This is a genomic window from Paenibacillus sp. sgz302190, from assembly GCF_059820445.1.
The window spans coordinates 71,600-97,431 of sequence record NZ_JBZYAO010000029.1 but is presented as its reverse complement, the minus strand read 5'-3'; the positions used below and the strand labels follow the sequence as shown (position 1 = coordinate 97,431).

Here is a 25,832-nt window from a genome sequence, read left to right as displayed (position 1 = left end):
TTTCAAAGCTGACGAGATTTTGCAATCTCTTGTTTGTGGTTGATTGCTCAACCTTGCTTCTTCACTCGTTGTTCAGTTTTCAAAGAACAATTTCTTTCGTTCATTTCGTCGCCCGTTTTCAGCGGCGACTTTTATAATATATCACATTCGCCCAATTCAATGCAAGCTTTTTTTTCAAATCTTTTTTCTTGCTTGTCTTGCATCAAACTTTTTGAAAGCGTACCGTCTTTAGGCGGCGAAATCTAATTTATCACAGATGATTATTTGATGTCAAGAAAGAAAAAAAGAATCGGCGCGGCAGCCGATTCCTGCGGATTTTGAATTATTTTAAACGGCCGAATACTTCAGCTCTAATTCCGTAATGTCTTCATCGATAGGGACGGCCACTTCTTTAATCAGTCCCTTTTTCACCAATTTATTAAGAAGAAGCGGCAGCTCTCCCCTGACCTCCAACAGTAAAGGATGAAGCTGCAGTTCCTTGGCGCTCACAGGCTGCCCGCTTTCGGACAATATATAGATGAGGCTTTTGCAGCAGCGCTCCATTTTGGACATCACGGAAAATTCGCAGGCCAGCAAAACTAGTTGAACTCTCTGTTTCAAAGTTTCTTTGCTCATCGTTAATTCTTCGTACAGCTTGTAAACCCCCGGATTGATCGAGCGGATTTGTCGCCAAACCGTAATTTCGGGATGGTAGCCGTCTTCGATAATGACGATGCGCGCCCAATGATGAAGAGCTTCAAGTATATTGTTATAGGCATCCAGCAGATGCTCGTCAAGAATATATTCTTTGCTTTGCAAATATTTTCGCAAAAACAAGGAGAATTCGATTAACAATTTGTGCTCGCGCAAATCAACAGGAAATTCAAGCATTCTATGGCGAAGGCCTTCCAAATAAGTATTTTGATCCAGAAGTATCTCCCCTTTTAACAGCCAATGAATGATGCTGCGATTTTCCCCGACACGAATCCAATGCTCCAGCGAAGCCGGATCAACCCATCTTTCTTGTATACGAAGATCGTCTCTTATATAATTAATCATATGGTTGTTAAGACTCAGATCGTTTGTAACTATGAGAAGCAGTTGATCGAACCCGTCCGTCAGCGCGGGAAGCTGCTTGGGGTTATTCACCGTCATGACGCTGATAATTCTGCGGTCATTGCGGAACTTAAGCAAAAGCTGCTCTTTATCGATTCCCATGGGTATCAGAAGCTCCTGTCTGGATTGGATTACTCTCTTATTTCGACATCAATGGCGGAGTTTCCTGCTGAATTTTGTGACAAATCATACAGTAACGATTGCGAAAGCGACGGCGGAGAGGAAGGAATCAGGTGCGTTTTAAATCAAGTAAAGTGAATGAGTTTCGGCTTTGGGGACTGGGCATGACGATGGGCGGCATGCTGCTCATGATTGTCGGATTGGCGGGGATCGTTTTCGATTGGGGACAAGCTGGCCGCATCATGGCTGTGATCTTTATGATTATCGGCATGATCAGCATGATGGTCAGCATGGGCATTTATTTTTGGGCGGGAATGCTCTCTACTTCGGCGACCGTCATCGACTGTCCTGAATGCGGGCGAAGAACGAAAATGCTCGGAAAAACGGACCGCTGCATGTTCTGCAAAACGATTTTGACGGTGGACCCGCAGTACCAACCCAAAGAGCAGGCTGAAGATCAATTGATCACAATGCCGATGCTGGAGCATAACCGGGATCACGAGCAAAAGCCTCATTAAGCGAAGCGGCACACAACAAAAAACATGGCGGGCGAAAGCCCGTTTTTTTCTTTTGCACACAAAAAAAGACCCGCACAGTGCTCACGGGTCCGGCTTTTGCTGTATCTATGATTTATCCGAGAAAATAATCCCGCACTTCCTGCCAGTTGTTGACGCGAGGATAACGGGTTTCGTTAACGTTATGAGGAGCCGTATAAAGTATTCCTTGTCCCTTGAAACGCTCGAAATTGTGCGGGTGGTCATCGATCAAGAAATCGGCGTGAACGATGCTTTTGTCGCCGCAAAACACGAAATTCATGTCCGGCAAAAAAGAAAAGTGTTCTTTCAGCCATTCGAATTTGGCCATAAAAGAAGCCGGGTGTTCCATGGCCGCCGTAGCGATAAAAATGTCGTACCGTTCGCTCAACTCAAGTATGACTTCCCGGCTTCGTTCCATCACTTCCAGATCGCGAAAAAACGTGACATCGTCAAAATAACCGCTGATCTCCTGTTCCAGGTGCGGACGGAGATGGCGCAATTTTTTGCCGTGCAAATCCTCCAGTGTAATTTCGTCGTTGTAATCGCGGTTAAACGATGCCAGATGCTTGGCAACAGTATCGGCCATAACCTCGTCCATATCGATGGCTATTCTTTTTCTCATCGATCCTATCCTCCCTATTTGCCCATTTCGTCTTGAATCGTCTTCCACAAATCCGCTTTTTCGAAGCCGCGGCGCCATGAGGCCATTCCAGCCAGATCGTATTTTTTGACGAGCGCGATTCTCGCTTTGACCGAAGTTTCGTCTTCAAGCCAGATCCGCATCAGCTTGTCTCCTTCTTTATACTCCACGTAGTTTTGCCCCGCTTCGGGCAGGAAGACCGGCGTCAGCTTCTTGTCTTTGATAATGGCTTGGGCTTGATCCATCGACAGCGTCTTCGACTTCGCTTCGGTTTTGCCTTTTTTGACTTCTTCCGTCCACAGGCGCGTGTAGAAAGGAACGCCAAGAACGAGCTTGGATGCCGGCACTTTCTCTTCGTTCAATAATTGAACAAGCGATTTTTCCGCCCATGGCAGGGAGGAGACGGAGCCGGATTTGGGACTTGTCGCCCAATATTCATCATAAGCCATCAGCATCATGTAATCCACTGTCTCCGCAAGCGCCGGCCTATCATAAAATAAGGACCACATTTCGTTCGTCGATTTCGGCGTAACGTCAATCGATACGACGAGGCCCTGCTCATGCATGAGCGGCGTCATTTCCCGCACGAATTGAACCAGGTTCGCTTTATCTTTTACGCGCACGTTTTCAAAGTCGATATTAAAACCTTGCAATTTGTACGTTTGAGCAAAACCGAGAAGCTGCTTGATGATTTTCATGCGCAAATCGTACGTCGCAAGCGCTTGGGAAGTCCGGTCTGGCTCGAAGCCGTTGCTGAAAAGCGCCCATACCTGATAACCGCGGTCCTGGGCCCATTTGACATAGGCAGCATCAGCGGAGTTGCTCACCCGCCCCTGATTGTCGGCTAAAGAAAACCAGGTCGGACTGATGACGTTAAGTCCGGGCATCTCGGGAATTTTGGCCGTGTCGGGATTTTTGGAAGTGACGTGTTCCCAGGTCATATTCAGCTTGCCGCCGAGCGGCTTGGCCGGCACAAAGGCCGCAGCGCCCTCGCCGACGGGAATCGTTTCCTCGCGGTCAAGCGCGATTTCGCTTTTGCGGACGAAGCCGATGGGACCGCTCTGCTGCTGAATTTTATACCAATCGTTGTCTTCGCCCAAAATCATAACCTGCTCGTCAAAAGCGGCGTTTGACAGAATAGGCGCCTTCACGGTCGGGCCCGCGCGGAGCGGTGTTCCCTTCGCATCGGTCAGTTTGCCCCACTGCAAACGATCCCCCTTCTTCAGCAGGATGACGGCGCCGGTCTGCTCTGATTCCCGAAGCTCGATAGGGTACAGCTCGCGCAGCGGTTCAATAGGCACATAGACGGTTTTATCTTTCTTTTCGACGGGGAAAGCGAGCGTGTACGGTTTTTCATTCATAAACGCCGAGAGCTGGCTCGTTTTGAAACGAAGCACTTTGTCCGCCGTCGTAATGATCACGGAATCGCTCTGCTCCTCGTACACGATCGACGGATCAATCCACTGCTGGATAAGCGCCAGCGGCAGCTTGAGCGTTTCCTTTTGGCCGATTGCGCTTGTCGGGAAAAATTGGCCTTGATAAAAAACCGGCTTGGCCAGTTCGTGATAATCGGTCTCCGCATGTTCGTTATTAGGGGCGTACTCTTTCCAGAGCCAAAATCCCGCACCTGAACCGAGCATCAAAAAAAGAATGAGGACTAAAAAAAACAAGCGTCTGGGCGACTTTCTGCGGCGAATGTGCGGCTCGGTTGGCAGTGGTTGCAAGTTGTCACGTCCTTTTAAAATTTGCAAAAGAAAAACGCGTTCTCCGCTTCTTATCGCAAGAAGGTTCAAACACGTTCATTATACAACAAAAACCGGAGCGAGCAGGAATTTTGCGCAAAGTTGTTAATGCTTGGTAACGCCGACGCAATCCGGACAAACCCCATATACCTCCAACCGGTGACCGCGCACTTGAAATCCTGTCTGGGCGGCTGCGGTCGTTTCAACGTCGTGAAGCGACGGGTATTCGAAATCGGTGATTTTGCCGCACACCTCGCAAAGCGCATGGTAATGATCTGTCATATCGGCGTCAAACCGACTGGAACTGTCCCCGTAAGTCAGCTCGCGGACGAGTCCCGCCTCAATAAAGACCTTCAGATTATTATAAACCGTAGCAACGCTCATATTAGGAAATTTGGATTCGAGTGCTTTATAAATGTCATCTGCAGTCGGATGAGTCATGGAATCCAGCAAAAAAGAAAGAATGGCGTGCCGCTGAGGGGTCATTCGAACACCGGTTGTTTTCAATTTGGCCAGAGCATGTTCCAATTGTACTGCCATGATACTCACCACCTGATGTGTAGTCATTTATGCTTCACACTTTATTGTACGTGTGTAAATGGACTTTTGTCAATGATGGCAGCGGATTCATGGTTATTCTCAGCAAACAATTACCTGCTTTTGCGGGATTCCAGCAAGAACATGCCCAGTCCGGCCACGATCAGGACGATCGAACCGAGATAGGAACCGAGGAGATCGAAAATTTGTTCGAACCACGGCGGTTTCGTGCTGATCAGGAAAAACAGGACGCCGGCCACAATGAGCAGCACCCCGAGGTTGCTGCCGCGCATCAGCTTTTGCAAAGGGTCCTGCGGCATATCCGCGAAATCTCCCAATTCCATTCGCCGGTTGACGTTGTCCGTAGATTGCAAAGCGTCAAACAAACTGTAGAAATAAATGACCGGCAAAATCAAGGCGAACAATGTCATCATCGGAACGCTTTCACGCCCCTGGGAATGGATCGAGACCATAATGACGATGTCCAGGATGATGAGCGCCATGATAAACAATCCGCGCTGCATCAAACCGAGGTACAGTTGTCCCGTTCCTGGAATGACGAAAGACAGAACCCCGGCAACCCATTTGCGCTTTTTGGGCGATTGATAATAAGGGGGCGTATAGGGCATGTTCGGAAAAGCGGACGATTCATGCGCGGCAAAAGGCTCTCTCAGCAGTTCCTCATGCCCCGGAAACTCCGGTATGCGATGATTGTTGTTGGGCATATTCATTTCAAATTCCTCCAATCTGCGCTTAAGTATCAGAATTGCAGCAAATGGGTAAGCTGCGCAATGTAAGCGGAAATCATGTTGATTCCCGTATCGATGCTCAATACTTTGTCGATGAGACCGGACTGGATAAACAGAACTGTGGCGGCGATAGCAATGAGACCGTTGACAGCCTGGCTTCTCCAATGCTGCTTGCCGGCGTCTGCCTGCCGCGAAGATCGTTCCGGAAGCGTAATAGCCCGCATCACCCGATCCGTAAAATCCGGAGACGTTTCCTCCAGCGGCATCTCGATTAAAAACTTATTCAGATACGGCTCGGACTTGGCCTCTTCCATCGGTTTCCGTCTCATCCGCATTCACCTCCAACCATTTTTCCTTGAGCATGGCCTTTCCCCGGTACAGCCTTGTTTCAATTGTTTTCACAGGCAAGCCTGTAGCCTCGGACATTTCCTGATAGGACAACTGCTTGTAGTGATACAGATACATGATCAGCCTGTATTTATCAGGCAGCTCGGACAACAGCTTCTGCATACGCTGCTGCTCGTCTTTCATGAGCGCGGCTTCCTCGGGCTGTTCCCTGGCGTCGCCCAGCCAGCCCTTCATTTTATCCAGAAGCGCTTCGTACGGCCTTCTCTTCTGCGACCGCCTGTAATCCGTGACGAGATTGACCGTCATCCGGTACAGCCACGTCGTAAATTTGGCGTCGCCGCGAAAATAGGAAAGGGAACGGTACAGCTTGACGAACACTTCCTGGGTCAAGTCTTCGGCAGTTTCCCGATGCTCTACCATCCGGTAGACGAGCGAATAAATGTAGTTCTTATGCCGCTCCACCACAATGCGGTAAGCTTCGGAATGACCTTGACGGATCCGGTCGATAAGCTGTTCATCCGTCAAATTGTCCATGCCCGACCTCTCCCTTCCTGTTCGTACTTTATGCTTAGACGCTCGCCCCCCGAAGAACCCTTCAATTAAACTTTACTTTTTTCAACGTTTACTTCTTCAACGCCCGAAAGATTGTTAATCTGTTCCAAAATCGAGACGATCACGGCAGGCTTCGGCACCGTCACGTAAAAGGTGATCCGAACCATTTTTCTCTCCCCATCGTGCTTATAATCCTCCATACCGACTTTGCGGATGTCCACCTTCAACTCGCCGAGCAGGGTTGTAACGATGCCGAGAATTCCCGGTTGGTCGACGGCAACGATGTTGATAATGCGCAGCTTTTTGCCGCTGAAATACCGCAGTTCCAATTTATTAAGGATCCACAAGCTGACCAAAACCATAAGGCAGGCGAGGACGGCCGGATAATAAAAGCCCGCGCCTACGGCAAGCCCGATTCCCGCCACCACCCAAAGCGAAGCGGCCGTCGTCAAGCCCGTGATGGATCTGCCGTTGAACATAATCGTGCCCGCGCCCAAAAAGCCGATGCCGCTGATGACCTGGGCCGCCAGACGGGAAGGATCGATCCGAACGTTCACTTCGTTCACGAAGGCACTGAAGCCGTACATCGATAACAGCATCACCAGAGCCGAACCTACGCATACCAAAATATGAGTCCGCAGCCCCGCGGCATGACTGCTGACTTCCCGTTCAAAGCCGATCAGCCCTCCTAAAAGGAGAGCCAAAAACAGCCGGATCGTAACATGCAGCTGATCGATAACCCAAGGATTCATGTTGAAATCGCTCCCTTTACGCAGTGATAACATATTGTATCGCGCTCCGCTTCGATAAGAACCTGCTTTTGATGAAAAAATCAACTCGAAGCAGGGCGTTCGAATGTCGTTAGCGCAATACCGGGGCCGACCGTAAGCGTTCTCCTTGGGGAAAAGCCGAAGCTTTCGTACAGCCGCACCGCCGGATAATTCGCCGACCCGGTCGAGACGACAAACCGGGAAGCCCCGTCCCGCTCCTGATCGGCGAGCACGAACCGCAGCAGGCTCGCGGCGATCCCCCGGCGAAAATAGTCCGGATGCACCATCATCCGGCAAATCGTCACGACCGTTCCCTCGCAGCTGTACGAGATTGCGCCAGCCAGCCTGCTTGCTCCGGCCTCTTCCGTATAATAGCCGAGGAAAGTTTCCTCCGCCGCCCGGATCGAAGCTATGCCGTCCTTGAGCGGAGGAATGTCCTCGAAGCCGATTAATTGCGCTTCCACGCGATAGGAAGCCGTTTGCAGCGACAACAGCTGCAAAATCTCCTCATTCGTGTCCAAAGGAAGCTGCTTGATGGTCATAGTGCCGCCACCCTCCCCGATTGAAAAAAAGTGGTGCCCTTGTTGCGGGATCACCACTTTCTGTTTTTATTATTTGCCGTTCAGGCACTCGACGATTAATTTGTTGACGAGCCCCGGGTTGGCTTTGCCCTTCGTTTCTTTCATCACTTGTCCGACCAGGAAGCCTACCGCCTTCTCTTTGCCGGCCTTGAAATCGGCGACAGACTGCGGATTGTTGTTCACGACCTGCTCGACAACCGCCTTGATCGCGCCTTCGTCGCTAATTTGCACGAGCCCTTGCTCCTCAACGATCTTCTGCGGATCTTTACCGGTTTCGATCAGCTCCTTGAACACGGTTTTGGCGATTTTGCTGGAGATCGTGCCTTTTTCGATCAGGCCGATCATCTCGCCCAGTCCTTTGCCGGTAATTTTCACATCACCCAGTTCAAGGTTGCCCGCATTCAAATATCCGAGCAGATCGCCCATGATCCAGTTCGAGACAGCTTTGGCGTCCTTGGTGTACTGCAGGCTCTCTTCAAAGAAGTCGGCCAGCTTCATCGAGGCGGTGATGACTTCGGCGTCGTAGCCCGGAAGCCCGTGCTCGCTCGCATACCGCGCCTTGCGCGCGTCCGGCAGCTCCGGAATCGAAGCTTTGACAGCGGCCTTCCACGCATCGTCGATGTACAGGCTGACCAGATCCGGGTCCGGGAAGTAGCGGTAGTCGTGCGCCTGCTCTTTGCCGCGCATCGTCAAGGTTTTGCCCTGCGCGTCGTCCCAGCGGCGCGTTTCCTGTACGACTTCGCCGCCGCTGCGGAGAATGTCCGCCTGGCGGTATTCTTCGTACTCGAGGCCTCTCTGCACGCCGCGGAACGAGTTCATGTTCTTCAATTCGGCTCTCGTGCCGAATTTCTCCTGCCCGAACGGACGCAAGCTGATGTTGGCGTCGCAGCGCAGCGAGCCTTCCTCCATCTTGACGTCGGACACGTCGCAGTACAGCATGATCGCTTTCAGCTTCTCCAGGTAAGCGCGCGCTTCTTCCGGCGAGCGCAGGTCCGGCTCGGAGACAATCTCGATCAGCGGAGTGCCGACGCGGTTGAAGTCGACGAGCGAGGCGTAGCCGCCGTCCACGTGCGTCAGCTTGCCGGCGTCTTCTTCCAGATGGACGCGGGTGATGCCGATCCGTTTGGCGACGCCGTCCACTTCGATATCAATCCAGCCGTGCTCGCCGATAGGCTGATCATACTGGGAGATTTGGTAAGCTTTGGGCGAATCCGGGTAAAAGTAATTTTTACGGTCGAACTTGCTGTTCGTCGCAATCGTACAGTTCAGCGCCATCGCCGCTTTCATCGCGTACTCCACCGCCTGGCGGTTCAACACAGGCAGCACGCCTGGATGACCTAGACAGACGGGACATGTATTCGTGTTCGGAGGCGCACCGAATGAAGTCGCGCAGCTGCAAAATATTTTGGATGCGGTGTGAAGCTCCACATGGACTTCCAGACCGATCACGGTTTCAAATTGGGTATCCGTCGTTGCCGTCAAAATGAATATGCCTCCTTTGGACTTGATTAGCCGCCATTATAGCTGCGGACGCTGTTTGTGGTGGTCGGTGTTCTGCTCGTAGGCATGAGCCGCGCGCAGTACCGTCGACTCGTCAAGCGCTTTGCCGATAATCTGCAGCCCGACCGGAAGTCCGTTCACGAAGCCGCAGGGCACGCTGACCGCCGGAACGCCTGCGAGGTTGACCGGAATCGTCAAAATATCGTTCAGGTACATCGTCAGCGGATCTTCCACCTGATCGCCGATTTTGAAAGCCGGCGTCGGAGCCGTCGGGCCGACGATGACGTCATATTTTTCAAACACCCGATCGAAGTCCTGCTTGATCAGGGTGCGCACTTTTTGCGCTTTCAGGTAGTAAGCGTCGTAGTAGCCGGAGCTCAGCGCGTAGGTGCCCAGCATGATGCGGCGCTTGACTTCGGGGCCGAAGCCTTCGCTGCGGGACATGTGGTACACGTCGAGCAGGCTCTGCGCGTTGTCGGAACGGACGCCGTAGCGAACGCCGTCAAAGCGGGCCAGGTTCGAGGAAGCCTCGGACGAAGCGAGCAGATAGTAAGTGGCGACGGCATGTTCGGAATGCGGCATGTCGACCTCTTCCCAGACGGCGCCGAGGCTTTCCAGCACTTTCAGCGCTTCGAGCACTTTTTCCTTCACGGCAGGGTCGATGCCTTTGCCCATATATTCTTTCGGCACGCCGATGCGCAAGCCTTTGATATCGCCTGTCAAGGCGCTCACGTAGTCGGGAATGTCCGTTTTGGCGGAAGTGGAATCCTTCGGATCGTGCCCGGCAATAGCTTGCAGCAAGTAGGCGGAATCTTCCACGTTCTTGGTCAGCGGTCCGATCTGGTCGAGCGAGGACGCGAATGCGACCAGCCCGTAACGGGACACGAGGCCGTATGTAGGCTTCAAACCGACGATGCCGCAGTAGGCGGCCGGCTGGCGGATCGATCCGCCGGTGTCCGAACCGAGCGCAAAATATACTTCGCCGGCGGCAACAGCAGCGGCCGAGCCTCCGCTGGAGCCGCCCGGTACGTGCGCTGTGTTCCACGGGTTATAGGTCGGATGAAACGCGGAGTTCTCGTTGGAGCCGCCCATCGCGAATTCATCCATGTTCAGCTTGCCTATGGTGACGGTCTGCGCCTCTTTCAGCTTGCGTACAACCGTTGCGTCGTAAATCGGGTTGTAGTTGGATAAAAATTTGCTGGCGCAGGTCGTCTTGAGACCTTCCGTCACGATATTATCCTTGAGGCCGATCGGCAGCCCGAATAAAATCCCTCTTGCGCCGCCGCCAGCGAGCTGCTCGTCCAATTGCTCTGCAGCCGCCCGGGCGTTCTCTTCATCCAGCGTCAGGAACGCCTGGATTTTCGCATCCGCTTCCCGGATTCTCTTATACGATTGATCCACAAGATCGGATACTTTCAGTTCCTTGCCGTGCAGCTTATTGTGGATTTGTTGTAAGGTAAGATCAAACAAAGACAACGACAGGCACTCCCTTCCTTAATATACGTTTTCCTACTCCAATACGGCCGGAACTTTGAACTGGCCGTCTTCTTCGTCCGGCGCGTTCAACAGCACCTTCTCGATCGGCAGCGAAGGCTGTGTCACATCCTCGCGCATCACGTTCACAAGCGGCATCGCATGGCTCGTCGGAGCCACATCATCCGTATTCAGCTCATTCAGCTGCTCGGCATATTTCAAAATCGCATTCAGCTGCCCTGTGAACTGTTCCATCTCATTGTCCGTGAGATCCAGTCTGGCCAGCTTGGCAACGTGCTCGACATCTGATTTTGTAATGCTCACAATAGTCCACCCCTTTACCTTTGTTGCATATAGTCATTCTTTTCATTATAGCCCAACCATCCCCCAAAAGTGAAGCGAGCCTTTGGTCCGTCTTTGCGCCGTCTTTGTGCGGCCTTTGCGCCGGGGCGCAGCAAAAGCCGCAAGCCGTACCGGCGGACGCTTGGCGCAGTCTGCCGATACGGATTTGCGGCTTGCTTCTTAAAGGTTACTGGATAAAGCCCGAATCCATCGCCTTCGCTTTTTCATTCAACACATAATATTTCAGCTTGGCGGCAGCTAGCGCAGTTTCGTTCTGGTGAACCTTAAGCATGAATTTATCGAGATCATGCCTGGAAATGACGCCCGCCGCGTAGCGGAAGCGAACCTTTTGCAAATCCGCCTGAATGTCGCTCAAATTGCGCTGCTCCGTCAGGCAGGCCTGGTAAGCGTTGCGGGCGTCGTTATAGGTCGCTTCGATTTTTTTGGTCAGCTCAAGCTTCGTTTGCGCGTTCTTTTGACCGGCGATGCCCTCATTCGCCATCAGGTATTGGCCGCCGTACGTGTTTTGCGTAACCGTATTGCCAGTTTCCCACACCGCTTCATCGATATTGTTTCCGGCCATTTTCATCTGGTAGGAGCCTTTCAGCAATGTCAGCGTGTCCGTCTCGACGACCGGCTGCGGGGTGATCGGCGCGATATCCTGAATAACCTGATCGGGGTTATAGGCGATGCCGATATCCGTGCACAGCTGAACGAGAGCAAGTCGGTAATTGTTCGTCAGCAGAACGATGTCGTCCTTCTGTTTGGCGAGCACCTTTTGCGCCGTCTGGACGTCGTCGGCCGAGGCCAGCCCCTGCTGCCGGAACATGACCGCTTTCTGCACGTCCTTCTCGATCACGGCCTGGTACTCGCGCATCAGCTCAAGCTGCTTCTTCTGGCCGAGCAATTGCGCGTACTGCGCGATCATTTGCAGCCGGATGCCGGCCTCGGCCTCATCGCTTTGCAGCAGCGAATTGCGCTGGTCGGTGCCGAGCTGATGGGCGGCCGAACGCATCTGCGCCCGCTGCGAGCTGATGATCGTGTTCATCCCGCCGGCAAGCGCCCCCATGCCCTGAAGCATTTGGTTCATGGCCGAATTTTGCACGATCGTCCACTGCAGATCGACCGGGTCTTTAATCGCCGGCATGCCCGGCGTGTTCGCGATCTCCGCCGCTGTGGCGGGCAGGTGCCCGGGCGTGAACGACGGGCCGGCCATCTGGTCCATCTGGGCCTCCAAATCCCCCTTCTTGGTGCCCTGAGCCGAATATTTCAGCGCCAGCAGAGTCAGATTATGCGAGTCTTTCAGCGCTTTGTCCAACACATAATTCAAATCCAACGAAGCTGCGGTGTCCAGCGTTTCCGGGTACACATATACGTTCTGCACAGGGTCCTCGACCGTCGTCGTGACCGTCGTATCCGCGTAAGCGGCCGGCTGCAGTCCCGCAGCAAGGAGAAGTGCCGAAGATAGCACGATGATCGTTTTTTTCATGATGTTCGCATCCTTTCGAAAAGGTTTCAGGCTGTCAGATTCGATCCTTGCGGCAGCGCAGGCTTGCCGCCCGCAGCGGCTTGCGACGTCTTTTTGCCGGAAAATACGACAAACCGCGTCAGCAGCATCGCGATGAAATAAGTGAGCGTTCCGGTCAGCACCAGGGCGACGCAGTCCCGCCAAATGGCGGCGAAATCGTTCCCTTTGACGAAAATGTTTCTGACGCCGTCCAAAAAGTAAGTGAGCGGCAGCATATACCCGACGATCTGAAGCGCCCTCGGCATCGCTTCGAACGGCCAGGTGAAGCCGGAAAGCATGAATGACGGCACCGCGATCAGCATCGCCGTCTGGGTGGAGCCGAGCTGATTGCCCGAAAACAGGCTGATCAGATAACCGATGCCGCTGACGGCGAAAGTAAAGCTGAGTATGATGGCAAGCCCGGCCGGCAGGCTGCCGAACAGCGGGGCTTCGAACACGTACAGCGCGACGACGAAAGCAACGGCGGTATTAAACAGGTTGATGAGAAAATACGGCGCCGTCTTGGCGTAAGCGATCCGCCACGGATTAAACTTCCACTCGGCGAACCTGTGCCAGGTCCCGCTGTCTTTATCCCTTGTGATCGTCAGAGCGATGCCAAGAAACAATACCTGCTGCAAAATCGCGCCCATCAAGCCGTAAAGCATGAAGTCGCTATAATTAAACGTCGAGTTGTACAAAATGCGGTAGCGGTACGGGATCGGCGACAGGGTGTTCAGCACCTGCTCGCTTTGCAGCCCTTGCTGGAGCTGCAGCTTTTTCGCCGAATATCCCATGCTGAACGTCGTGATCACCTCGTTCGCGCCTTTGGTTGCGGCATTCGAGATCATCATGTTGCTGCCGTCGATCAAGGTCAGCAAAGGCAGCGTCTCCCCGTGCTTCAACTTCGCTTCGAAATTCGAAGGTATGACAAGCCCGACCTTCGCTTCGCCCGATGCCAGCGCCCGCTTCACCTCGTCCTCGGAGTGATATTCCTTCGTAATCCGGAACGATTCGCTCTGCTCGAACGCCTGAATAATTTGGCGGCTGAGCGGGCTTTGATCCTCGTCGATGACGACGGTGGCCATCTCCGTAACTTTGTGGTGCATATAAATCGATCCGAAAAGCAGCGTGTACATAATCGGAACGATGAACAAAATGGCGAACAGACGGCGGTCTTTCACGATGTGCGTCCATTCTTCCGCAATAATTCGGCCGACCCGCAGATTCATGCGCTCATCACCCTTCCGATTTGCCGTTCCACACGAGCGTCATGCCCGTTGCGGCGCTGTCCGGCAGGCTGCTCAGCTCCACCTTGACGCCGAACGAACGGATATCCGTTTCGCCTGCGCTCTGGGTCGCTTTTTTCACGGCAAAATCGGGTGCGGCGGCCACGGAAGTGACGGCGCCCTCGATTTTCTCGCCTGTCGCCAGCAGCGTCATGCTGATTTTGTCGCCTGCTTTTAGGCCCGCGACGGCGGTTTCCGGCATGTAGAACTTAACCCAGCGCTGCTCCGCCGCTTCCAGCGAAAACACCGGAAAGCCCGAGCCGACCAGCTCGCCGACCTGTGCGGACTGGGATAAAATGATGCCGTCGCCCGGCGCAAGCAGCTCGGTATAGCTCAAATACGTCTCGGCTTCCTGCTGCGCCGCCTTCGCCTGCTGCTCCCCGGACTGCGCGGATTTGACCGCGCCCTGAGCCTGCCGCACAGCCGCTTCGGCGGCTGTCACGTCGCCCTGCCTCACCTGCACCGTCTCGCGGTTCGCCTCGGCAAGCCCGAGCGCCGCCTTCGCCTGCTCAAGAAGCGCTTCGGCTCCCCGCACCTCTTCCTCGCGCGGGCCCTCGCTGGCCATGTTGAGCTGCTGCTCGGCCAGGTCGCGCTTCGTCTTCGCTTCCTGGTAACTCACCTTCACTTTGTCGACGTCGGCTTTGGCGACAAGGCCTTGCGCAAGCATTGCGTTCATCCGGTCCAGATTTTGCTCGGCGAGGGTGAATACCTCTTGCGCCGCCTTGTACTGAATCTCGGCCTGCTTCTTCTCTTCCGGGCGCGCGCCGTTATGCAGCGCGTCCACCTTCGCCTGCGCCGCATCGACCGCCGCCTTCGCCTGGGCGACCTGCTGCTCGGCTGTATCGGCCGTCACGGCGACGCCGGCAATGCCCTGCTGCTTCTTCGCTTCCGCCGTAGCCGCAGCCCCTTGCGCTTCGGCGATTTTACCCTGGGCCAGCGAGACGGCCGCCTTGGCCTGGTCCACCTTCGCGGCGATTTCGCCGCTCTGCAGGCGCGCCAGCACCTGGCCTTTCTTGACGGTTTCTCCTTCTTTCACGAGAACCTCCGTAATGCGTCCGCCCACTTTGAAGCTGGCGCTAATTTCATTCGCTTCTATATAAGCAGTCGGACGGGCCTGATTCGCCGGATCGGTCTGGCTGACCGCCTGCCTGGATGTCAACAGAAATACGCTTGCGCCGATGACGAGCGCCATCACCGAATAAACCATGGGTCGAATAAATCGCATAAAAAACCCCTCCGTCATAGTTGAAGTAAACAAGTGAAAGTGGTTAGGAAGCAGTCAAGCCGTTCATGATATACAGATTCAGCATTTCGGAAATTTTGTCGTCGGTGAGCGGCGGATTGTGCTTTTCCCAATCAAACACCAGCGCGACATACATTTTGAAAATGACGAATGCGGTAATTTTCGGATCGCACGGCTTCATCGTGCCGCCGGCAATCGCCCGCTCGATTTGCCGGGTCATGAAATCGATCACTTCCGTTTCGACGCTCGCCAGAGCTTGCTGCGCCACCTGATTGCCGTACTGCTGAACCTCGTGGGACAGCTGAATCAGCAGCTCGTGCTCCTTGCGAAACAGGAGGATGCCATAGATCGCGCCGTGAATCCGTTCGGAGGTCGTCTTCCCTTCTTCGAACGACTTCTCGGCGACTGCTTTCATCTCCGCTATCAACGACATGACGATTTCATGAAGCAGCACTTCTTTATTTTCAAAATACGTGTAGATGGTCGCCTTGCCCACCCCGGCAATTTTGGCGATCTGATCCATCGTCGTTCCTTTATAGCCGAACAGCGAAAAAGATTTTTTGGCCGATTCCATAATCATCAATTGTTTGGCATCCATCATTCGCACCTCAGAACTAAAATACTAATTTAGTTTTATGTTCGATTTCTAATTTACCATGCCTTTCCGATTTTATCAACAGAAAAAAACCTGACCCCTGTTCAAGCTCCAGGGGCCAGGTTTTCCGGCGTCGATACCCACTTAGATCCACGCTTTCAAGCTGACTTGCTTAATGAAGTCTTCCCGCGACTGCACGTCCTTGCCGCTCTCGACCTGCACGTCCGCCGCATCGCCGTTCATAATTTTGCGGAACAGCTCGGCATTCTTCGTCGCCAGGGCAAAATCGATCAGCGTCTCCTTCTCGATACGCTCCGCTTCCTGCTGCAGCAGCACCTCTTCCAGTTCGATGTCCGCAGCCGGCACATAATAATGCTTGTTCTCCTTCGGGATGCGAATCACGTAATCGAACACGTTATCCGCATTCCGGTCGTATGCAATAATATATCCGTATTGCCCGACAGGCAGGTTTTGCTCCAAACTATCGGCAATGACAATAATTTTTTCACCTAGACGAAGCATTGGAATCCCCCCAACCGCATGAAGCCGACCATGTAAATGTCGAATCTCTCAAATATATGTATCTACGAATATCGTACTAAAAAAAACAGAGAGTGTCCAATGGCATACTCCCTTTTTCATTCGCTCCCGGATGAAATTTCGTAGTCGGATGAAGTTCTTGGTATAATGGTTACCATGTATCCCCTATCATTACTCTGAAAAGGAGTCCTTGCATGAGTTCAGACAGTCCCAAAGCGCCGCGTCCTTCGTTAACGGAAGGGCCGATCGGCAAAACGCTGATTTTATTTTCACTGCCCATTTTGCTCGGAAATGTGCTGCAAACGCTGAACGGATCGATCAATTCCATCTGGATCGGCAATTTTCTCGGCGAGCAGGCACTTGCGGCAACCTCCAACGCAAACATCATTATGTTCTTTTTAATCAGCGCCATATTCGGCATCGCCATGGCCGCGGTCATTTTGATCGGGCAAAATCTGGGGGCCAAAAAGGTCGAGGAAGCGAAAAAAGTCGTCGGAACAAGCTCCGTATTTTTCTTTATTCTTTCGATTGTTGTCGCCCTGATCGGGCTTATTTTTAGCCCAGTTATTCTCGATTGGATGAACACGCCCGCGGATGTGAAGGATCTCGCCGTGCCGTATACGCGCATCATGTTCGCCGGCGTGCCGTTCATGTTCGGCTTCAACCTGATTATGGCCGTTCTGCGCGGATCGGGGAACGCCAAAACCCCTTTTTACTTCCTGCTGTTGTCCGCATTCCTCGACGTCCTGCTGAACCCGCTGCTGATAAAAGGGATCGGACCTTTTCCGGAGCTCGGCATATCCGGGTCGGCGGTCGCCACCTTTTTCGCGCAGCTGCTGAGCTTCGTCCTGCTTCTGCTTTATTTGTACCGGACGAAATATTTTTTGCGCATTACGAGAAACGACACGCACATGCTGAGAATGGACTGGACGATCATCCGGGTGCTCATTCAAAAGGGGCTGCCGATGGGCTTGAATATGGTCGTCGTGTCGCTCAGCAACTTGATTCTGATTCATCTCGTCAACTCCTACGGATCGGAAGCGGCCGCCGCCTTCGGCGTAGCTATGCAAATATCGAGCTATGTGCAGATGCCGGCGATGGCGATCGGCGGAGCGGTTACCTCCATGGCCGCGCAGAACATCGGAGCCGGCAAATGGGACCGCGTATCGCGGATTACCTGGATAGGCGTAGGAACCAACATCGTGCTCACGGGCGTGCTTGTCGGCCTGCTCCATCTGTTTAACCGCCAGGCGGTCGGGCTGTTCCTGCCGATGGAAGGCAAAGCGATCGAGCTCGGCGTGCACATCAATAACATTACGCTATGGTCCTTCATCATCTTCGGCATCTTCAACGTCGTAGCCGGAGTCGTCCGGTCCGCCGGGGCCGTCGTCTTCCCGCTGGTCGTCGCCTTTATCGCCTTGCTGCTGATCCGCAATCCGCTGGCCGTGTTCCTTGGGCATACGTACGGATTCGACGCCATCTGGTGGAGCTTCCCCATCGGCTTTATCGTCGCCGTCGTCCTGAATGTGCTCTACTATCGATTCGGCAAGTGGAAAAATACCAAAATGATGGGCAGCGTGAAGCCTGCATCCTGAAAAAAATAAAACGTCGAGCCGGATTTCATTTTCCGGTTTCGACGTTTTTTTTGCGGCGAATCAGCCTTTGACCGAACCCACCAGCATGCCCTGGTTGAAATATTTTTGCAGGAACGGGTAAATAAGCAGCATCGGCAGCGCCGTCAGCACGACGCCGGCCATGCGGACGCCGGGGCTGTATTCGAAACTGCCCATCGCGGCGATCGTTTCGTCGGGCTGGTTCAGCATTTGCCGCAGAAATACCTGCAAAGGCCATTTGTCCTGATCGCTCAAGTACAGCACGGCATTGAAATATGTGTTCCAATGCTCCACGGCGTAAAACAGCGTAATCGTGACGATGACCGGCATCGAGAGCGGGATCATGATGCTCCACAGCAGCCTGAACTCGTGGCACCCGTCCATTCGCGCCGATTCCTCCACCTCCGCGGGAACGCCCGTAAAAAAAGTGCGCATCACGATCAGGTTGAAAGGCGCGATCGCCACGGTCAGGAACAGCGCCCACATGGAGTTCAGCAGGTGCAAATTTTTCACCACAAGGTAGAGCGGAATCATGCCTCCGTTAAACAGCATGGAAAATACGATCATCAGGTTCATCCATTTTCGGCCTTTGAGCCACGACTTGGACAGCCCGTAAGCCATCAGCGTCGTGAATACCATATTGAGCAAAGTGCCGGCGCCCGTAATATAGAGCGAATTCAAGAACGATTTCATAAAAGCTGGGTTCATGAACAAATAGCCGTAGGAGTTGATCGTCCATTCGCCGGGGATCAGAAAGAAACCCCTGGTCTGAATTTCATGCTTGCTGGCGAAGGAAGTCAGAAACACGTACACGAGCGGGAACAAAATGCACAGCACGAATAAAACAAGCAGCCCGTAGACGATCGTATGAAACACCCAATCGCTGCCTCTGGCGTCATGACGGCGCATGCTAGTACACCCCTTCCTCACCGAATTGTTTGGCGATGCGGTTCACGATGACGACGAGCGCGAAGCCGATCACCGATTTGAACAAACCGACAGCCGTCGGATAGCTGAAATCGCCCTGCAAAATACCGTTCCGGTACATATAGGTGTCGAAAATTTCCGACACTTCCATGTTCGCCGGATTTTGCATCAATAAAATGTGCTCAAAGCTTAGATCGAGCACGTAGCCGATGCGGAGAATAAACAGGACGATAATGGTCGTCCGCAGCGCAGGCAGCGAGACATGCCACATTTGCCTCCAGCGTCCGGCCCCGTCCATCACCGCCGCTTCGTACAGCGTCGGATCGACGGTCGCCAGGGCGGCAAAGAAAATGATCGCCGACCAGCCCGCTTCTTTCCACACGCTTTGCAAATTGTAGAGAAAGCGGAAATAGCCCGGATCGGTGAGCAGTTCCAGCCGGGGGTAGCCCAGCTTGACCAGAAGCTGATTGATCCCGCCGTCCTGCGTAGCGAATAGCAGCACCGTAACGCTGACGACGATGACCCAGGACATGAAGTGCGGGATGTTGATGATCGTCTGCACCGCTTGGCGGAACCACGATTTGCGGACTTCATTCAGCAGCAGCGCAATGATGATCGGTGCGGGAAAAAACAAGATTAGGTTCAATCCGCTCAAATACAACGAATTGGAAAACAGCGTCCAAAAATCCGGATCGTGAAACAATTTGGCAAAATGGGCGAAGCCCACCCAATCGCTCCCGAAAAATCCGCCAAACGGATCGTATTCTTTAAAGGCGAGCAGTACGCCGAACATCGGCGCATACTTGAAAATCATAAAATATAAAAACCCCGGGATAATCATCGCATATAAAGGCAATCCCCGTTTCCAGGCGCCCGCCGATACGCTTTTCCCAAGTCCGGGCGAAGCGGCGACTATCGTATTAGCGCTTGTCTCCACTATTTTTCCCATGCTGCTTCCTCCGTATATGGGCTGCCGTTACTTTTTATACTCCGCATTGACTTCCTCGATCATTTTGTCGCCGCCGTTTTTCTTCCAATCCGCGATAGCGTCATCGATCGAATCTACGGAAGCTTTGCCGATAATGATCCTCGTCATCGCTTCGATCATTTTTTTGTCCAGCGTCTGCCCCGACTTGTTCATCGTCTCCGAAGAAATGCCCGCTCCCTTGTTCGGATTGCGGTATTTGGCGTTCAGCTCGAACCAGGGCTCCATCTTCTTGCGCACTTCCTCGCTATCCCACAGGCGGACCGAAATATACGGATCGAAGCGGCGGATCAGCCAGAAGGAAAGCAGATACGCTCTGTCTGTGTCGAAGGCCGGGAGCTTCTCGTACTTGCCGTCGGCGGTTTTCTTGTAATGAATGCCTTCCACGCCGTTTTTAATAAGCGTGAAGCCTTCGTCGGAGAGCATGTAATCGAACATCTCCAAGAGGCGTTCCTGTTTCTTTTTATCGATCTTGGCATTGATCACAATTTTGTTCAGCGGCACTGACGTCGTCGTGCCCTGCAGGCCTGTCGGGCCTTTGGGCGGCGTCAGCTGCACCACTTCGGCGTCCGGGGAAATCTTTTTAATGGAAGGAACCGCCTGGCTGTAGACGGTGGTCGGCAGCACGTGCCCGATCCCCAGCTTGCCGGACTCGAACTTGAAGTCGGGATCTTTGATTTTGTTGACGGCAAAATCTTTATCGAGCACGTCCTCCTCGTACGCCTTGCGCAAATACGCCAGCAAGCCTTTCAGCTCGGCCGATTGCGTCTGCCACGGCACGAGCGCGCCGTTCGCCTCTTTCCAGCCGTTGGCGACGCCGAACGCAGCTTTCAACTGATCCATAAACACGTCGGTCGTAAACGTTTGCATGCTGAAAGACAGTCCGACCGTGTCCGCTTGGCCGTTGCCGTCCGGGTCCTGCTTGGCGAAAGCTTTGGCCACCTCGTACAATTCGTCCACGGTCGTCGGCATTTTAAGGTGCAGCTTGTCCAGCCAATCTTTGCGGATCGCCATGGAATCGCGGGTTTCGGCGACATAGTAGGGCAGCCCGTAAGCTTTGCCTTTCGGATTCTCCACTTTGATCGCTTCGTCGCTCAAATATTTTTTCAAATTCGGGTATTTGTCCAGCACCGGGGCTATATCCAGAAAAATGCCCTTATCGCGCCATTTGAGAAAATCGTCGCCGGCAATCATGAACGCATCGGGAAAATCGTTGGAAGCGGCCAGCACGCCCAGCTTTTCCTTGTAGTTGTCGGCAGGAATCCATGACATTTTCAAATCGATGTTCAGCTTCTTGCCGAGCTCGTCGAGCACCGAAAATTTCTCCGGCCAGCCTCCGCCCTCATAGCTGATCGTCATCACTTTGAGGTCGAGCTTCTCTTTTTTATCCCCCGCCGGAGCCGTCGAGGCCGCCGCTGTTGACGAAGGCGCTGTGGAATTGCCTGGCGCCGTATCCGCCTGCTTTTGCGAGCAGCCCGACAACACGGCGATGGACAGCATGACGGCCGCGGAACTTTTCAACATTTTCATGGATCTACCCCCATATATAAAATTATCCTTACAGCCACAACTATAGCGAGTCACGGGGGAAATAGCCTTACGTAATCTTTCGATTTCCGAACTTATTTTACGGTTCGAAAGGCTGAATATGAAACGGAATGCGGATCGAAACGACGGTTCCCCTGCTGTGGAAGGAGGTGAGCGCGATCCCGTACCTGCTTCCGTATTTGAGCACCAGCCTGGCGTGCACATTGGACAAGCCGAGGGAATGCGGCTGAACGTACGACTCGCCCGCATGTTCCGAAATGCGCCTCAAGTGCTCTTCCAGCTCATGCAAATCCGCCTCGTCAATGCCCATCCCGTTATCGGCGATTTCCAGCACCAAATCCCGCTCCTCCATGTAAGCGCTAACGAGAATGCAGCCTGTCCCGCCCTGGGACTCGACGGCATATTTCACCGCATTTTCCACAATCGGCTGCAAGGTCAGCTTAATAATCCGCCCCTGCAAAAACTTCTCGTTCACGTAAATTTTGCTTTGAAAATGCTTCGGAAACCGGATATGGATAATTTCCAAATATTTGCGCAGAATCGACAATTCCTCTTCCAGCGTCACCTCGAGGTCGGAGAACCGGGCCGTATAGCGGTATACGTCGGACAAGTTTTGCGCCATGCGCTCGATGACCGGCACCTGCTCCAGGTAAGCGATGCTTTTGATGATGCCCAGCGAATTGTAGAGGAGATGCGGATTGATTTGATTTTGCAGCGCTTTAATGAGCGCGTCCTTTTGCTGCAGCTGCATCTGGTACTCTTTCACCTTCAAAAGCGTGTTCGTCTCCATCAGCTCATTCAGCCTGTAAACCATGTTGTTGAAGCTGTGAAACAGCTGCTGGAATTCGTCCCGGCTTGGCGGCCCGTCGGAGCGCACGTCGAGCATTCCTTTGGCCACCTGGTTCATCAGCTTTTTCAAAGTCAGGATCGGCCGGATCAAGCGGTTCGACACGATCGGAACGGCAAGCAAAATGACCAGCGTAATGATCGCCAGCACGAGAAGCACCGAGGAGCGGGCTGCGCTCAGCCCTGCCGCCATTTCTTCGAAAGGTGCCATCGATACGGTCTCCCAGCCCGTCAAGCTCGAAGGATAATGGGCGATCAAATATTGTTTGCCTTGATACTGCCCGAGAAACATGTGCTGCCCTTCCGGCAGCGCCACCTCCTTCAAGGGAGTCCGGCTGACGGCCGCCCCGTTCCACGCATCCTCCGGGTAATAAATCACCTTTTGCCGGTCCGCCGATAAAATAAAAAACATGCCCGACTCGCCGAGCCTGGAGCTTTGAAAAGCCGCCTGCAGTTCGGCCAGCGAAATGTCGATGATCAAATTGCCGATTAATGTCAAGTTGACTTTATCGTAAACGGGAAGCCGGATGGACAGCACAGGCTGGCCGTTGGCCTCGTCGTAATGCGCTGCATGCGTTTCGAACACTTGCATTTTGTCCGTAAGCGGCAGGCCGTACCAGGGCTCCAGATCGTATTGCGGCGGCTTCCCCGTCGATTGGGACATCGAGATGACCGCCTTCCGGCCGGAGACGAGAAAAATGTTGCGGATTTCGGGATAATTCAAGGCCATGTACCGCCTCAATTCATGCTCCGCATCCTGATCGTCCAGATTGGTAGCGTTTCCAGAGACGAGCCACTTTTGTACGACATCGCTGCCCGCCAGGCTTTGGACGGATTGGGCGAAGCCCCGGAAATAAAAATCCAGATGATAGTTCAGCCTGACAATGGCTTCGTACGAAATGTTCTCGAACTGCTTCTTGGCTTCTTTGCCGTAATAATAATTGGAGAAAAGAACTACCAGCAGCAGCGAAATGACGCTGATTCCGTAAAAGACTAGCACCATGACCGCGCGGATCGACAGTTTCGGCAAGAGCGCTTTCATCATTACACACCCAGTTTTTTCCGGTATTCGGCCGGGGTCATCCCTACCAGCTCTTTGAACATCCGGTTGAAGTAAGGCATCGAATTGTAGCCGACCATGCCGGCGATCTCGTATATTTTCAAATCGGCCTCCTGCAGCAGCTGCTTCGCCTTTTCCATGCGCACCTCGTTCAAATAATGGAGGCAGGTTTTGCCGGTCACTTTTTTAAACAACGTGCTGAAGTAAGAAACGCTCAAATGCGCCATATCCGCAAGCCGGGCAAGCGAAAAGTCGTCATAGTAATTGGCCTTGATATGTTCGCATACCTTCAGCACCGCCGCATTCACATTGTGGTTGGCATACTCCGTGTAGCTCAAAATCCAGGCTTCCGCAAGCTCCCGAAAGTGCTTATGTACGCCCTTCTCCTCTTTTTCCGCAAAAGGAACGGCCGGCCGGGACGGCTGGATGCCCTGCAGCAGCTCGTTCATTTTAAACGACAGCAGCGACAGCGCGTTTTTGCCGATTCCCGGCTCGCGGGCTTTTAATCTTAGCAGACTCGCCACGAGACTTTGCGTCTCCTGGAGCTGCTTCTGCTGATTGAGCCCGGGAAATTGATCGATAAAGTGCTGAATTTTGAAAATGTACTCGCGGTATTCGGCCGTCTTCTCCAGACGAAGCAAGGAGCGCTGCAGCGCATCGTGCAGCTCTTGCTTGTCCACCGGCTTGAGGAGATACTCCGAGATACCGAAGCGCATCGCCTGTTTCGCATATTGAAAATTGTCGTAGCCGCTCAAAATGACGACCATGACCGGAAGCTGCTGCGCATAAATCTGCTCGCTGAGCCAGAGCCCGTTTTTCTTCGGCATCATAATATCGGTGACCACGATCCCCGGCCAGCTTTGCTGAATGAAATTCCACGCCTCCTCGCCGTTGTCCACAGCGCCAATAACCGTAAACCGGGGATTCAACTCCTCGATCATTTCCACGACGGCATCGCGAATCCATACTTCATCTTCCGCAACCAGCACTTCGAACAACCCGATCCCTCCCTTATGTCTGTATGGTGAAGCCTGTTATTGGGGCAGCTGCCAAAAAAAGCGGTCCTTGAAAAGAACGCCCGTCAAATATTGGATCGTGTGCGGGTCCAGCGTATCGTGCATCTCCTGCAAAATATGCTGCCGCCGATACATATCCGCGGACATGCGAATGCGGGCATGGTGATTGTCGGCATCAAGCAGCAGAATCCGCTCTTGTCGATCGCTATGCCACGGCAGCCACGGGGTCAGGCCGGACTGCTCTCCGTTCGGATCTCCGGTATGCAATAAATTGCCCAAATATGTCATCATGCGTTCCGACAATTCCATTCTTCCGGGCTTATTGCGAGGCGTGTAATAAGCTCCGGGATGCAGCCTGTTCAGCATGCCTTCTTCATGGCCGGTCCAAAAATCGACATCGGCTCCGTGCGAAGAACCGAACAGTTCCGGCAGCGGCGAAGCGACGACTTCGCTGTTCGCCCCCCAGGCAAACCGGAAAACATACACCGGAGGCGGAGCCGCGGACTCGTGAAGCGCCTCGGCGACAGCGTCGGCGTTAAAGCCCGCATACAGCTTGCTGCCGAAATTCTTGGCGTGAGTGTAAAGCGCAAGCTTGTGAGTGTCTTCCAGCAGCTTTCCGGTTTGGACATCGCTTATAAAATCCGGCTCGAAAAACAAAAATCCGGAAAACTCATCCAGCGTCGATCCGATGATCATCGGAACTCTACGGTATGATTCTTCCTTAAGCAGCTGAAATCCCGCTTCAGGGATGACATAGCCGTCCTTGAACAGATGCGGGAACCGGTTCATCCTGATTTGCCCCGGACCGACGAGCGGCAAAAACGCCTCGCCGCTCCGGCTTCTCAGATAGGCGGCGACATCCCGCGCATCGCTGCTGCGAAGCCACCGCTCGGCCTCCGCCGGCGAGTCCGCCCGCCCGTCCTGCAGAAGCAGCCGGCTCGCGACTTCGTCGGCAAACCGCTCGCCGAGCCCGGTTTCGGCCAGCGTCATGCCGCCGCTCAGGCATACGGCCTTCGCGTACAGGCCCGCCGCCAGCGGAGAAATCGTGAGCGCCATAATGTTCCGCGCACCCGCCGATTGGCCGGCCACCGTCACATTGCCGGGATCGCCGCCGAATGAACGAATATGGTCCTGCACCCAGCGCAGCGCCTGAATGATGTCCAGCAGCCCGTAATTGCCGGAATCGTCGAGCGGATCGCCCGTCGCCAAAGCTTTGCTGCGAAACCAGCCCATCGCGCCCAGGCGGTAATTGATCGACACAATGACACTGTCCGTACGCCGGCACAACACATCGCCTTTGAACTCTTCGCCCGAAGCATTCATGTTCCCGCCGCCGTGAACAAATACGAGAACGGGCAAATGCACGCGATCGTGGGCCGGTCTCCACAGATTGAGATACAAGCAGTCTTCGCTGCCGACGGCTGTCCCGTCCGGCCATTGCAGCTGAAGCGAACAGGATGCAAACCGCTTCGCCTCCCGCACGCCTTCCCAAGCGTCCGGCTGCTGCGGCGCCCGCCACCGCAGCTCGCCGACCGGCGGTTTGGCGTAAGGGATGCCCAGCCACCCCCATATCCCGCGCTCCGCGTCTTCCACACCTTCTACGATGCCGCTGCGCGTTGTTTGGCGGATGCCGTATTGAAAATTATAAGTATCCATAGACTCGCCCCCCTGTTAAAATATA

25 protein-coding genes are annotated in these 25,832 nt (G+C 53.6%); 2 read left to right on the top strand and 23 right to left on the bottom strand.

Going from position 1 to position 25,832, the window contains the following annotated elements:
- Window positions 1-327: 327 nt before the first annotated feature.
- Window positions 328-1,197, bottom strand: coding sequence for a nucleotidyltransferase-like protein (locus tag AC6RNO_RS26070; RefSeq protein ID WP_474686483.1), 870 nt, complete (start codon window positions 1,195-1,197; stop codon window positions 328-330).
- Window positions 1,198-1,328: 131 nt separating this feature from the next.
- On the opposite strand from AC6RNO_RS26070, the gene AC6RNO_RS26065 reads away from it, so the two are divergent.
- Complete coding sequence (locus tag AC6RNO_RS26065; RefSeq protein WP_474686481.1) at window positions 1,329-1,733, top strand: DUF2614 family zinc ribbon-containing protein; 405 nt, start codon at window positions 1,329-1,331, stop codon at window positions 1,731-1,733.
- A gap of 112 nt (window positions 1,734-1,845) precedes the next feature.
- Here AC6RNO_RS26065 and AC6RNO_RS26060 read toward each other — a convergent pair whose 3' ends face one another.
- The 16 genes from AC6RNO_RS26060 to AC6RNO_RS25985 form a co-directional block, all read right to left on the bottom strand.
- Entirely contained in the window at window positions 1,846-2,373 is a 528-nt protein-coding gene (locus AC6RNO_RS26060) for a 5' nucleotidase, NT5C type (RefSeq protein WP_497107267.1), read from the bottom strand.
- 14 nt (window positions 2,374-2,387) lie between these two features.
- Window positions 2,388-4,115: a glycosyl hydrolase family 18 protein gene (locus AC6RNO_RS26055; protein ID WP_497107266.1), complete on the bottom strand. Its 1,728-nt coding sequence runs from the start codon at window positions 4,113-4,115 to the stop codon at window positions 2,388-2,390.
- 123 nt (window positions 4,116-4,238) lie between these two features.
- Complete coding sequence (gene perR / locus AC6RNO_RS26050) at window positions 4,239-4,673, bottom strand: peroxide-responsive transcriptional repressor PerR (protein WP_488435568.1); 435 nt, start codon at window positions 4,671-4,673, stop codon at window positions 4,239-4,241.
- A gap of 110 nt (window positions 4,674-4,783) precedes the next feature.
- Complete coding sequence (locus AC6RNO_RS26045; protein WP_497107265.1) at window positions 4,784-5,401, bottom strand: hypothetical protein; 618 nt, start codon at window positions 5,399-5,401, stop codon at window positions 4,784-4,786.
- A 29-nt stretch (window positions 5,402-5,430) separates the two neighbouring features.
- Window positions 5,431-5,748: a hypothetical protein gene (locus AC6RNO_RS26040; RefSeq protein ID WP_497107264.1), complete on the bottom strand. Its 318-nt coding sequence runs from the start codon at window positions 5,746-5,748 to the stop codon at window positions 5,431-5,433.
- Complete coding sequence (locus AC6RNO_RS26035) at window positions 5,699-6,301, bottom strand: RNA polymerase sigma factor (protein WP_488435571.1); 603 nt, start codon at window positions 6,299-6,301, stop codon at window positions 5,699-5,701. The genes AC6RNO_RS26040 and AC6RNO_RS26035 overlap by 50 nt, the downstream gene beginning before the upstream one ends.
- Before the next feature lie 65 nt (window positions 6,302-6,366).
- The gene (locus tag AC6RNO_RS26030) at window positions 6,367-7,071 is read right to left on the bottom strand and encodes an MgtC/SapB family protein (protein WP_474686467.1); all 705 of its coding nucleotides are present in this window, start codon (window positions 7,069-7,071) and stop codon (window positions 6,367-6,369) included.
- 80 nt (window positions 7,072-7,151) lie between these two features.
- Entirely contained in the window at window positions 7,152-7,631 is a 480-nt protein-coding gene (locus tag AC6RNO_RS26025; protein ID WP_488435572.1) for a GNAT family N-acetyltransferase, read from the bottom strand.
- 69 nt (window positions 7,632-7,700) lie between these two features.
- Window positions 7,701-9,152 (bottom strand): Asp-tRNA(Asn)/Glu-tRNA(Gln) amidotransferase subunit GatB, encoded by a 1,452-nt coding sequence (gene gatB, locus AC6RNO_RS26020; RefSeq protein WP_474686463.1) that lies wholly within the window; start codon window positions 9,150-9,152, stop codon window positions 7,701-7,703.
- Between the two features lie 36 nt (window positions 9,153-9,188).
- On the bottom strand, window positions 9,189-10,646 hold the full coding sequence (gatA, locus tag AC6RNO_RS26015) for an Asp-tRNA(Asn)/Glu-tRNA(Gln) amidotransferase subunit GatA (protein WP_497107263.1): 1,458 nt from the start codon (window positions 10,644-10,646) through the stop codon (window positions 9,189-9,191).
- A gap of 33 nt (window positions 10,647-10,679) precedes the next feature.
- Window positions 10,680-10,967, bottom strand: a complete 288-nt coding sequence (gene gatC / locus AC6RNO_RS26010; protein ID WP_474686459.1) for an Asp-tRNA(Asn)/Glu-tRNA(Gln) amidotransferase subunit GatC — start codon at window positions 10,965-10,967, stop codon at window positions 10,680-10,682.
- Window positions 10,968-11,172: 205 nt separating this feature from the next.
- Window positions 11,173-12,474 carry a TolC family protein gene (locus AC6RNO_RS26005; RefSeq protein WP_497107262.1) on the bottom strand — a complete coding sequence of 434 codons (1,302 nt, stop codon included), beginning with the start codon at window positions 12,472-12,474 and terminating at the stop codon, window positions 11,173-11,175.
- A gap of 26 nt (window positions 12,475-12,500) precedes the next feature.
- The gene (locus AC6RNO_RS26000; RefSeq protein ID WP_497107261.1) at window positions 12,501-13,721 is read right to left on the bottom strand and encodes an ABC transporter permease; all 1,221 of its coding nucleotides are present in this window, start codon (window positions 13,719-13,721) and stop codon (window positions 12,501-12,503) included.
- A 7-nt stretch (window positions 13,722-13,728) separates the two neighbouring features.
- Window positions 13,729-15,003 (bottom strand): HlyD family secretion protein, encoded by a 1,275-nt coding sequence (locus AC6RNO_RS25995; RefSeq protein WP_497107260.1) that lies wholly within the window; start codon window positions 15,001-15,003, stop codon window positions 13,729-13,731.
- 43 nt (window positions 15,004-15,046) lie between these two features.
- Window positions 15,047-15,622, bottom strand: coding sequence for a TetR/AcrR family transcriptional regulator (locus AC6RNO_RS25990; RefSeq protein ID WP_474686451.1), 576 nt, complete (start codon window positions 15,620-15,622; stop codon window positions 15,047-15,049).
- Window positions 15,623-15,760: 138 nt separating this feature from the next.
- On the bottom strand, window positions 15,761-16,138 hold the full coding sequence (locus AC6RNO_RS25985) for an ATPase (protein WP_474686449.1): 378 nt from the start codon (window positions 16,136-16,138) through the stop codon (window positions 15,761-15,763).
- A gap of 212 nt (window positions 16,139-16,350) precedes the next feature.
- On the opposite strand from AC6RNO_RS25985, the gene AC6RNO_RS25980 reads away from it, so the two are divergent.
- Window positions 16,351-17,751, top strand: coding sequence for an MATE family efflux transporter (locus AC6RNO_RS25980; RefSeq protein WP_488435579.1), 1,401 nt, complete (start codon window positions 16,351-16,353; stop codon window positions 17,749-17,751).
- A 60-nt stretch (window positions 17,752-17,811) separates the two neighbouring features.
- On the opposite strand, the gene AC6RNO_RS25975 is transcribed toward AC6RNO_RS25980, so the two are convergent.
- The 6 genes from AC6RNO_RS25975 to AC6RNO_RS25950 all read right to left on the bottom strand — a co-directional run bounded on the left by AC6RNO_RS25975 (window position 17,812) and on the right by AC6RNO_RS25950 (window position 25,807).
- Window positions 17,812-18,678, bottom strand: a complete 867-nt coding sequence (locus AC6RNO_RS25975; RefSeq protein WP_474686445.1) for a carbohydrate ABC transporter permease — start codon at window positions 18,676-18,678, stop codon at window positions 17,812-17,814.
- A 1-nt stretch (window position 18,679) separates the two neighbouring features.
- Window positions 18,680-19,645 (bottom strand): ABC transporter permease subunit, encoded by a 966-nt coding sequence (locus AC6RNO_RS25970; RefSeq protein ID WP_497107259.1) that lies wholly within the window; start codon window positions 19,643-19,645, stop codon window positions 18,680-18,682.
- Window positions 19,646-19,672: 27 nt separating this feature from the next.
- A complete protein-coding gene (locus AC6RNO_RS25965; protein WP_497107258.1) occupies window positions 19,673-21,211 on the bottom strand; it encodes an extracellular solute-binding protein in 1,539 nt (512 codons plus the stop codon).
- Between the two features lie 97 nt (window positions 21,212-21,308).
- The gene (locus AC6RNO_RS25960; RefSeq protein ID WP_497107257.1) at window positions 21,309-23,120 is read right to left on the bottom strand and encodes a histidine kinase; all 1,812 of its coding nucleotides are present in this window, start codon (window positions 23,118-23,120) and stop codon (window positions 21,309-21,311) included.
- Window positions 23,120-24,124 (bottom strand): response regulator transcription factor, encoded by a 1,005-nt coding sequence (locus AC6RNO_RS25955; RefSeq protein ID WP_488435759.1) that lies wholly within the window; start codon window positions 24,122-24,124, stop codon window positions 23,120-23,122. Before AC6RNO_RS25955 ends, AC6RNO_RS25960 begins: the two co-directional genes overlap by 1 nt.
- Before the next feature lie 45 nt (window positions 24,125-24,169).
- On the bottom strand, window positions 24,170-25,807 hold the full coding sequence (locus AC6RNO_RS25950) for a carboxylesterase family protein (protein WP_497107256.1): 1,638 nt from the start codon (window positions 25,805-25,807) through the stop codon (window positions 24,170-24,172).
- Window positions 25,808-25,832: the final 25 nt, after the last annotated feature.